At 62.6% G+C, this 7,243-nt stretch carries 5 protein-coding genes; all 5 read right to left on the bottom strand.

From position 1 onward, the window contains the following. Positions 1-516 precede the first annotated feature (516 nt). The gene (locus Q0K07_RS12595; protein WP_294559703.1) at positions 517-2,223 is read right to left on the bottom strand and encodes a long-chain fatty acid--CoA ligase; all 1,707 of its coding nucleotides are present in this window, start codon (positions 2,221-2,223) and stop codon (positions 517-519) included. A 229-nt stretch (positions 2,224-2,452) separates the two neighbouring features. Next, a complete protein-coding gene (gene nadE, locus Q0K07_RS12590) occupies positions 2,453-4,072 on the bottom strand; it encodes an NAD(+) synthase (RefSeq protein WP_294559702.1) in 1,620 nt (539 codons plus the stop codon). A 35-nt stretch (positions 4,073-4,107) separates the two neighbouring features. Then, positions 4,108-4,899 (bottom strand): 4-hydroxy-tetrahydrodipicolinate reductase, encoded by a 792-nt coding sequence (dapB, locus tag Q0K07_RS12585; RefSeq protein ID WP_294559700.1) that lies wholly within the window; start codon positions 4,897-4,899, stop codon positions 4,108-4,110. Positions 4,900-5,354: 455 nt separating this feature from the next. Then, a complete protein-coding gene (locus tag Q0K07_RS12580; protein ID WP_294559699.1) occupies positions 5,355-6,575 on the bottom strand; it encodes an acetate/propionate family kinase in 1,221 nt (406 codons plus the stop codon). Beyond that, positions 6,575-7,243: phosphate acetyltransferase (gene pta, locus Q0K07_RS12575; protein WP_294559697.1), on the bottom strand; the 669-nt coding region annotated here is incomplete at its 5' end. The genes Q0K07_RS12580 and pta, both read right to left, overlap by 1 nt.

The following is a 7,243-nucleotide window of genomic DNA, read 5'->3' as shown; positions in this document are numbered from 1 at the left end:
GAGACGGGATTTGAACCCGCGACTTCAACCTTGGCAAGGTTGCACTCTACCACTGAGTTACTCCCGCGTGGCGTGAAAGGATTTATAGGTGATTCGGCCTGAGCTGTCAACAGAAAAAAACGGGCAGGAGGCGATTTTTTCCGTTTTCCGTTCCGGGAGAGGGATTTTTGCCTGCGAAGGGCGGGAACATACGGCGCTGAAGGGTATTCCGGCACGGGGCATGGGAGGAATATGCCTTTTGGCCGCGCGCCGTTCCGGGGGAGCTGCCTGTTTCTACCCCGCCGCAGAACGTTTGGATTCCCCGACGTTGGGGGAAGCCTTTTTCCGGCCTGTACGGTCTGCCCGGCAGGGGATGTTTCTGCTGTGCGTTTTTCAGGGAAGGGGGCTTGCCGCGGCCCTTCTGCTGCCGGGAGGGCGACGGGCGCTTTTCGGCACGGAGCAGGCCGGGGAAAGAAAACGCTCCGGCAGGCGGGAAAGCCGTGCCGGAGCGCCGAGAGTCTGCGGAGTTTTCCCGCATCAGTTCCTGCCGGATTCCTCTTCCTGCTGCTTCTTTTCCTCTTCTTCGCGCAGGGCGCGGCGCAGCACCTTGCCCACCAGAGACTTGGGCAGTTCATCGCGGAATTCAAACATGCGCGGCACCTTGTAGGAAGCGAGCTTGGAGCGGCAGAAGGCGGCCAGTTCCGCCACGGTGATCTTTTCCCCATCCTTGGGCACGATGTAGGCCTTGAGGGTTTCGCCCCGGGACTTGTGCGGCACGCAGAGGGACACGGCTTCCTTGATCTTGGGGTATTCGTGCAGCACTTCGTCGATTTCGCGGGGGAACACGTTGTAGCCGCCCACGATGGCCATATCCTTCTTGCGGTCCACGATGAAGTAATAGCCGTCGCTGTCGCGGTAGGCGATGTCGCCGGTATGCAGCCAGCCGCCCGCAAGGGTGGCGGCCGTTTCCTCAGGCTGATTCCAGTAACCCTTCATGACTTGGGGACCGCGCACCACAAGTTCGCCGCATTCATTGTCGCCGAGTTCCTTTTCCCCGGTTTCAATATCCACGATGCGTACTTCCGTTTCCGGAATGGGCAGGCCGATGGAGCCTATTTTCTGCAGCCCGTACACGGGGTTGGCAATGACCACGGGCGAGGCTTCGGTAAGGCCGAGGCCTTCGGTGATGTTGGCGTGGGTGATGTCCTGGAACTGCTTCAGGCTGGCCTGCGGGAAGGGCGAGGAGCCGGAAATGCAGAGCTGTATGCAGGTGAGGTCGTACTGGGCGATGTCCTTCTGCTGCATGAGGGAAATATACACGGAGGGCGCGCCCACGAAGAAGGTGGGGCGATGCTTCTTGATGAGTTCCAGCACGTCGTGGGGGGCGTAGCGCGGCACCGGCATGGTGGAGGCGGCGAGCACGGCGGGCAGCACGATGTTGCCCATGAGTCCGAAGACGTGGAAGAAGGGCATGATGCTGAGGAAGCTGTGCGTGGAGGTGGAGGCGTCGCACTGCAGAAGGGCCAGCAGCTGCTGAAGCTGGGCGGAAAGGTTGCCGTGGGTGAGCATGGCCCCCTTGGCGAAGCCGGTGGTGCCGCCGGTGTACTGGAGCAGGGCCAGCGCTTCGGAGGGATTTTTCGGTTCCTCACTGTAGCGGCGGCTGGTCTTGAACATGGACTTCCAGGAGATGACGGCGTGGCCGTCGAAATTCACTTTGGGCAGATTGCCCTGCCGCTTTGCCTGCAGGGGCTGGAGCAGGTTCAGGGGGAAGGTCAGGGCGTCGGCAATGCGGGTGACCACGCAGGTCTGCACGCCGAGGCGCGGACGCAGGGGTTCTATTTTCGACCAGAACAGGTCGAGAGTGATGAGAAATTTGGGTTTGGAATCGCTGAAGTGATGGGTCAGTTCCTTTTCCATGTACAGGGGGTTGGTCATGACCACGGTGGCGCCCGCCTTGAGCGCGCCCCAGAAGGCGATGATGGTCTGGGGCAGGTTGGGCAGCATGATGGCCACGCGGTCGCCGCTGTTGAGCCCGTGCCCGCGCAGGGCGGCGGCGAAGGTTTCGGCCTTGTCCTTCAGTTCCTTGTAGGTGAGGGTGAGGTTCTGGAAAATGACGGCCTTGCGGTCGCCGAAATGTGCAGCGGCTTCGTCCAGATAGGACTGGAGGGAACGGGGAGTGATGACGATGTGGGGGTCGGCGCCCTCGGGAAGATGAGGAAGCCATGCGGGGGAGGAATCAGCCATGAAACGTGTCCGTTTTTTAATAAAAGGTAAGTACCGGGCGCTCCGTCCGGCGGAGCGTCCGTGAAGCCGTAACGCGCACCGCCCCGGGCGGAGCGTGGAAGCGTTTTTCCGAACAGGAAATATTCTAGCGGCAGAGGCGTGTTCTGTCACGCACAAAGTGGCGGGAAGAGGGCGTAAAAAAAGGGTTCCCGGCATGGGGAACCCTTGAGAGAGCAGAGGCGGGGAAGGCTCAGGCGTTCAGTCCGCGGGCCGTGGCGGGCATGTGCCAGTCGACCCCCAGAGTGCAGGAAGAGAGCTTGAGCGTGGGAGCGCTCTGATGGCGCTTGAATTCCGCCATGGCCACCTTGTGCACCACGCTGCGCACCACATCGTCGGAAACGCCGGGCACCACCAGGGTTTCCGGGTTGCCCGCGTTTTCCAGAAGTTCGCGCAGAACGGCGTCGAGCACTTCGTAGGGCGGCAGGTTGTCCTCGTCCACCTGATCGGCGTGCAGTTCCGCCGACGGGGCCTTGGTGAACACGTTTTCAGGAATGATTTCCGTGCCGCGCATGTCGTTGTAGAAGCGGGCCACCTTGTACACGTCGGTTTTGTAGATGTCGCCTATGGGTTCCAGCGCGCCCACGGTATCGCCGTAGAGCGTGCAGTAGCCCACCGCGTTTTCCGACTTGTTGCCCGTGCCGAGCACGGCGCGGCCCATGCGGTTGGCAAAGGCCATGAGGAGCGTACCCCGGATGCGGGGCTGCACGTTGTCGGCGGTAAGGTCGTTTTCCACGGCGGGAAGGTCGGCAAAGAGCGGGGAAAGCACCTGTTCAAAGGCGTCCATCACCGGAGTGATGCGGGCCGTGAGGGCCTTGATGCCGAGATTCTTCGCCAGGGCCTCGGCGTCGTTTTCGCTGTGATCGGAGCTCCAGCGCGAGGGCATGAGCACGCCGAGCACATGTTCCGGCCCGAGAGCCTCCACCGCGATGCAGGCCACCAGCGCGGAATCCATGCCGCCGGAAAGGCCGATGACCACGCCGTTGAGTCCGCACTTGCGCACATAGTCGCGCACGCCCACCACGCAGGCGCGGAAGAGGGCTTCCGGCCCTTCGGGAGCGGCCTGCACGGTTTCCGGCGCGGAACCGCCCAGAACGGGCAGGGCGGCGGCGGAAACGGACTTGTTCTCCAGTTCCACGGAGAGCGCCGCTTCCTCGAAGCAGGAGGTGCGGGCCACCACTTCGCCGGAGGCGTCGAGCACGAAGCTGCGGCCGGAATAGATGAGGCTGTCGGTGGCGCCGCACTGATGCACGGCCAGTACGGGGAGCTTCCACAGTCCGGCCAGGGCGGAACAGTGCATTTCGTTCTTTTCCAGATTTTCCGGCAGGAAGAGCTCGGAGGCGGTGAAGAGCACCGCATCCACCGAGGCGGCGGCACGGGAGCTTTTCAGAAGGCCGAGGGCCTCCTGATGGGCCCAGGCCGGTTCAGTTTCGGGCAGGTAGAGCGAAGGCCCGTCCGGTATGCGGATGATGCCGTTGGACTGGCGGGAAAGGGCGATGAGCTGCCCCTGAGAGAGCAGCACATAGAGGGGAATTTCCGCCCCGGTGAGGGAAATGAGCATGTCCGGCCCGTTTTCCAGCATGGCGGCCAGTTCATGGGCGGCATCACGGCAGCGGCGGTAGAAGCCGCCGATGTGTTTCAGGGAATCCCACGGTACGCCGGCAAGCGCGTAGGCAGGGGGAATGCAGAGGGTGCGTTTCCCTTCCGGCGCGGGGGAAAGCTCCGCCGCCTTCATGGCCATGTCGGCCAGTTTGCGCGCGTTGCCGTGAACGTCGCCGGGAATGGGGTTGTGCTGAAGAAGAATGATGTGCATGGGGCAACCTCGGTGACGGCTCGTATCGGTGCGGCTCAGTTGTGCAGGACATCCTGCATGGTGTACAGGCGGCCGGGCTTCTGCGAACCTATCCAGCGTGCGGCCCTGAGGGCGCCGTTGGCGAAGTTTTCGCGGGAATGGGCCTGATGGGTGATTTCTATGCGTTCGCCGGGGCCCATGTAGTAGACGGTGTGCACGCCCACCACATCGCCGCCGCGAAGGGACTGTATGCCGATTTCCGCATGCCTGCGCGGTTCGCGCACGTCGAAGCGGTTGGTGTTGATGTCGTCGCGGGTCAGGCCCTTGGCCTTGAGCAGCGGGTCGGCCAGAAGCAGGGCCGTGCCGCTCGGCGCGTCCTTTTTCTTGTTGTGGTGTATTTCCATCATTTCCACATCATAGGCGTCGCCGAGCAGTTCGGTGAGGCGGGGGAGAATGTCCATGATGACGTTGATGCCCACGCTCATGTTGGCGGAACGGAAGATGAGGCTCTTTTGGGCAAGCGCATCAAGTTCCGCAAGCTGTTCGTCGGAAAAGCCCGTGGTGCCGATGATGACGGGGTTGCCGTGCGCGGCCCCTGCGCGGGCCGTGGCCATGCTGGCCTCGGGAGAGGTGAAGTCGATGATGACCGCGCCCGGGCATGCAGGCAGTACCGTGGAGATATCGCCGGAAACCAGCGCGCCGGAAGCCTTGAAGCCCTGAAGCCTGTCCACGGCTTCGGGGCGTTCCAGCACGGCGGCAAGAACAAGATCGTCGGCCTCGGTGACAAGACGTGCGATGGTGGAACCCATGCGGCCTGCCGCACCCATGACAATGATGGAAAGTGCCATATGATTTCTCCAGGTCTTGAAGGATGATACTCTTCCAGGAAGCATAGGGAAATATGCACGGGAGCGCAACTTATGCGGGTTAATTCACATTAAAGCCGGAAGCCCCGTTCCGGGCAAGAGAGGGGCGGCGCGCTTCGCCATGGAAGGTGCGGGGAAAAAAGGCATTCTTGCGGTGCATGCGCCGTGCGGCGGGGCGGCATACCTTGCGCAGGGGCTGCATGTCTTTGCCGGTACAGGCTTTTTTGCCGTCCGTGCCCGGGCTGATGAGTCGGGAAAGGCCGGAATGTCTGGGCGCTGCCCCTGCCGGGAAGGGGAGCGTACAGGAAAGAAAAGGGCACAGCCGCGTTATGCCGGGCGCCCGGGGGAGGGGGCATCCGGGAAGAGCTGCAACACAAAAAAGCCCCGCCGCTTCCGAAGAGGCGGCGGGGCGGATGACCCTTGGGGGGAGGCGCGCGTTACGCGTTGCCTTCCACGATGTTCACGGCGATGCGGGAGATTTCCAGTTCTTCATCGGTGGGAATGACGGCCACCTTCACGCGGGAGCCTTCCTTGCTGATGAAGTGGGGTTCGCCGCTGCGGACCTTGTTCACGTCCTGATCGAGTTCGATGCCGAACTCTTCGAGGTTTTCAAGGATCTTGGCACGCACGGAAGCGGCGTTTTCACCGATGCCGCCGGCAAAGGCGATGAGGTCCACATGACCGAGGGCGGCCATGTAGGCGCCGATGTACTTCTTCACGGAGTAGCACTGCGTGTTGAAGGTGAGGATGCAGTCGGGATCACCGGCAGCCACACCGGCTTCGATGTCGCGGCTGTCGCTCTTGCCGCACAGGCCGAGGAAGCCGGACTTCTTGTTCATGAGGGTGTCGATTTCATCGCAGCTCATGCCTTCGTTCTTCATGAGGAAGGGCACGATGGCGGGGTCGATGTCACCGCAGCGGGTACCCATGACGAGGCCCTGCAGAGGGGTGAGGCCCATGCTGGTGTCCACGCACTTGCCGGCACGCACGGCGGAAACGGAGCTGCCGTTGCCGAGGTGGCAGACAATGACGTTCACTTCGGAAGGCTTCTTGCCGAGCAGGGCAGCGCCGGCCTTGGAAACATAGCGGTGCGAGGTACCGTGGAAGCCGTAGCGGCGGATGCGGTACTTGGCGGTGAGTTCCTTGGGCAGGGCGTAGGTGTAGGCGTAGTCGGGCATGGTGGCATGGAAGCCGGTGTCGAACACAGCCACATTGGGCACGCCGGGGAACAGCTTTTCCATGGCTTCAATGCCGGTGAGGTTGGCGGGGTTGTGCAGCGGGCCGAGGGGGATGTAGTCGCGGATGACCTGCTTCACTTCTTCGGTGACCAGGGCTTCCTGATAGTCGGGGCCGCCCATGAGCACGCGATGGCCGATGACCACGATTTCCTTCGGGTCGTCGATGACGCCGCCGAGGTCATGGTTCATGAGCACTTCGGCAACCTTGGCCATGCCGGCGGCATGGGTGTCGTAGTTGCCGGGATATTCAAACCTTTCCGTCTCGCCGTTTTCATGGAAGCGCTTGTGGGTGAGCATGCTGTCGGCAGCGCCGATGCGTTCCACGAGGCCCTGGCAGAGGCGGCGTTCGGTTTCCTTTTCCAGAACCTGATACTTGAAGGAAGAGCTGCCGCCGTTGATGACGAGGATTTTCTTGACCATTAGTTGAGCCCCTTTTCGGCCTGAGCCTGGATTGCGGTGATGGCGACGGTGTTGACGATATCGGGCACGGAGCAGCCGCGCGAAAGGTCGTTGACGGGCTTGCGCAGACCCTGAAGCACGGGACCGATGGCCACGGCATGGGCGGAGCGCTGCACGGCCTTGTAGAGGTTGTTGCCGGTGTTGATGTCGGGCACGATGAACACGCTGGCGCGGCCGGCCACGGGATCGCCGGGGAGCTTGGTTTTGGCGGTGGCGGCGTCCACGGCGGCATCATACTGGATGGGGCCGGTGAGGAGCAGTTCGGGAGCCTTTTCTTTGGCGAGGCGGGTGGCTTCCTTCACCTTGTCCACGGTGGGACCCTTGCCGGAATTGCCGGTGGAGTAGGAGAGCATGGCCACGCGGGGTTCGAGGCCGAAGGCGGCGGCGGTTTCCGCGGTGGTCACGGCGATGGTGGCGAGCTGTTCGGGATCGGGATCAAGGTTGATGGCGCAGTCGCCGTAGGTGTTCACGCGGTCCTTGAGGCAGACGAAGAAGGCGCTGGACACGATGGAGGCCGTGGGCTTGGTCTTGATGAATTCAAGGGCGGGGCGCACGGTGTGGGCGGTGGTGTTCACCGCGCCGGAAACCATGCCGTCGGCCTTTTCCTTGTAGATCATCATGGTGCCGTA

Origin of the sequence: uncultured Mailhella sp., assembly GCF_944324615.1 — a bacterium.
Classification (GTDB): domain Bacteria; phylum Desulfobacterota; class Desulfovibrionia; order Desulfovibrionales; family Desulfovibrionaceae; genus Mailhella.
Note: the sequence above shows the minus strand (reverse complement) of the source record. Positions and strands in the feature narration are given on the sequence as shown.

Coding starts and splice junctions, on each gene's coding strand:
- nadE (WP_294559702.1), bottom strand. CDS start 4,072: ATGCACATCATTCTTCTTCAGCACAACCCCATTCCCGGCGACGTTCAC.
- Q0K07_RS12595 (WP_294559703.1), bottom strand. CDS start 2,223: ATGGCTGATTCCTCCCCCGCATGGCTTCCTCATCTTCCCGAGGGCGCC.
- Q0K07_RS12580 (WP_294559699.1), bottom strand. CDS start 6,575: ATGGTCAAGAAAATCCTCGTCATCAACGGCGGCAGCTCTTCCTTCAAG.
- dapB (WP_294559700.1), bottom strand. CDS start 4,899: ATGGCACTTTCCATCATTGTCATGGGTGCGGCAGGCCGCATGGGTTCC.